3 protein-coding genes are annotated in these 2095 nt (G+C 47.1%); all 3 read left to right on the top strand.

Translation table 11 applies throughout. The features are described from left to right. A partial coding sequence (locus B2Y23_RS07720) for an enoyl-CoA hydratase-related protein (protein ID WP_291370032.1) occupies positions 1 to 458 on the top strand: 458 nt, incomplete at its 5' end. A 3-nt stretch (positions 459 to 461) separates the two neighbouring features. Then, on the top strand, positions 462 to 1979 hold the full coding sequence (locus B2Y23_RS07715) for a 3-hydroxyacyl-CoA dehydrogenase (protein WP_291370030.1): 1518 nt from the start codon (positions 462 to 464) through the stop codon (positions 1977 to 1979). Positions 1980 to 2000: 21 nt separating this feature from the next. Continuing rightward, positions 2001 to 2095: hypothetical protein (locus tag B2Y23_RS07710; RefSeq protein ID WP_291370036.1), on the top strand; the 95-nt coding region annotated here is incomplete at its 3' end.

Here is a 2095-nt window from a genome sequence, read left to right as displayed (position 1 = left end):
TGGGTGGTGGCTGTGAACTGGCGATGCATGCCGACATCATTATTGCCGGTCAGTCTGCTCAATTTGGTCAGCCTGAAGTAAAACTGGGCCTGATGCCGGGTGCAGGTGGCACACAACGTTTACTCCGTGCAATTGGCAAATTCCAGACCATGCTGTTGGTTTTGTCAGGCAAATTCATTAGCGCGGCAGAAGCCAGCCAGATGGGCCTGGTGTCAGAAGTCGTGGAAGATGAGCAAACCATTCCACATGCCTTAAAACTGGCTAAAACCATTGCGGGTTTTTCTCCAATTGCAGTTCAGCAAATTAAAGAAGTGACCAACCTGGGTCAGGATCAATCTTTACAGGGTGCACTAGCGCTTGAACGAAAGGCATTCCAGATTCTATTTGATACCAAAGACCAGAAAGAAGGCGTGAATGCTTTCTTTGAAAAACGTCCTGCACAGTACACTGGAGAATAAGACATGACCATTCAATCTATGGCTTTAATCGGTACCGGTGTCATGGGCATGGGTATTGCGCAAATTGCAGCGCAAGCCGGTCTTGAAGTCCGGTTGTTTGATGCAAAAGCCGGTGCTGCCGAAGCGGGTTTGGCCAAGCTCAAAACCATGCTGGAAAAACTTCAAGCCAAAGGCAAATTCACTGAAGAAGTGCTGAATGAAACCTTGGCTCGCTTTAAAGTACTCGACAGTATTGAACAAATTGCGGGTGTCGATTTAGTGGTTGAAGCCATTATTGAAAACCTGGAAATCAAGCAAGGCTTATTTAAACAGCTTGAAACGATTGTTTCCCCAGATACCATTTTAGCGACCAATACCTCGTCACTTTCAGTGACTGCAATTGCTGCCAATCTTGAGCATCAGGGGCGTTTTGCGGGCTTCCATTTCTTCAATCCCGTTCCACTGATGAAAATTGTGGAAGTGATTGCCGGTCTGGCAACCGATGAGCAGGTGATTGCTGATCTTCTAGAGTTATCACAGCGTATGGGCCACTTTGGTGTGCGTACTAAAGATACCCCTGGATTCATCGTTAATCATGCAGGTCGTGCCTATGGTACTGAAGCCTTAAAAGTATTAGGTGAAGGGGTAGCCACTGTTTCTGAAATCGACCGTATTTTACGTGAAGGTGCCGGTTTCCGTATGGGACCACTTGAGTTATTTGACTTAACCGCACTGGATGTTTCGCATCCGGTAATGGAATCGATTTTCAACCAGTTCTATCAAGAAGACCGCTATCGCCCACATGCGCTGACGCGTCAAATGTTGGCGGGTAAAAAAGTGGGCCGTAAAGTCGGTGAAGGTTTCTATAAATACCAAGACGGTCAAAAGACCAACGAAGCGCCTGCACAAGTAGTGCCTGAAATTACTGCATTTAGTCCGGTTGGGATTAAAGCGGATTGTGAACAAGATGCCAGCATCTTACGTGATTATATTCGTGAGCAAGGTTTAGTGATTGATGCTGCAGAAACACCTGCCGCGGACAGCCTGATTCTATTGGCAACATATGGTGAAGATACCACTACAGCGGCATTACGTTTTGGTGTCGATGCGAGCCGTGCAGTCAGCATTGATATGTTGACTGACTTTTCCAAGCATCGCACCCTGATGCCATCGATCGCAACTCAAAAAACATATATCGACCAAGCCCATGCATTATTTGCGAAAAATGATCATGGTGTCTCTGTGATTGCCGAAAGTGTGGGCTTTGTGGCGCAGCGTGTCTTGGCGATGGTGGTGAACTTGGCTTGCGATATCGCACAGCAGCAAATTGCCACGGCAGCCGATATTGATAAAGCCGTCAAGCTTGGCTTGGGTTACCCGCATGGTCCAATCTCATGGGGTGATGTACTCGGTGCCAAACGGATCCTGCTTATTTTAGAGCGCATTTTAGCCAACACCGGTGATCAACGTTATCGCCCAAGTCCTTGGTTAAAACGTCGTGCCCAACTGAACTTATCTTTACTTCATATTGCAGCTGTTTAAGCGAACGAAAAGGAATTTCTTATGTTAAATGCATTTATCTATGATGGATTGCGTACTCCATTTGGCCGTCATGCGGGTGACCTGGCCACGATTCGCCCAGACAACTTGGCTGCAGG

It is taken from the genome of Acinetobacter sp. UBA5934 (genome assembly GCF_002430855.1).
In the GTDB taxonomy this organism is placed as follows: Bacteria; Pseudomonadota; Gammaproteobacteria; order Pseudomonadales; family Moraxellaceae; genus Acinetobacter.
The sequence above is the reverse complement of the archived record's forward strand: the minus strand, read 5'-3'. Positions and strand labels throughout refer to the sequence as shown.

Excerpts from the sequence above, each read along its gene's own strand:
- B2Y23_RS07715 (WP_291370030.1), top strand. The coding sequence starts at position 462 with ATGACCATTCAATCTATGGCTTTAATCGGTACCGGTGTCATGGGCATG.